This window comes from Xenorhabdus miraniensis (assembly GCF_002632615.1).
This window is the reverse complement of the sequence record NZ_NITZ01000131.1, coordinates 1-334: the sequence shown is the minus strand read 5'-3', so window position 1 is coordinate 334 and position 334 is coordinate 1. Positions and strand designations below refer to the sequence as shown.

Genomic DNA, 334 nt, shown 5'->3' with positions numbered 1-334 from the left:
GTTGCTTTAGCTAACAAGCTGACCCGAATTATCTGGCGTATTCTGACAGATGAGGTTGATTATGATATGAAAAAAGCTTTTGCTATCCATTAATTAAATTAAGTGAATTGAAACAGGCGCTTTAACCGAGTTTGCAAACACTGATGAAAAAACGGCTATCGGCCCTGCAATAACCTGAGTAAAACCTAGGTAGTCACATACCGATGACGGCTGAGAAGGAAACAGGGTGCGGATGACATCATGGCGCGGGCAAATAAGTCCTTTATGACGCCGGATATATGGTAGCAAACCGTATCGACTCAATGCTTGCACAACCGGGGGCGTCCATATATGG

General features: G+C 44.0%; 1 protein-coding gene. It reads right to left on the bottom strand.

The genetic code is table 11. The annotated features are described in order from the left end of the window. Positions 1–93 precede the first annotated feature (93 nt). Positions 94–334: hypothetical protein (locus Xmir_RS27775; protein ID WP_208620489.1), on the bottom strand; the 241-nt coding region annotated here is incomplete at its 5' end.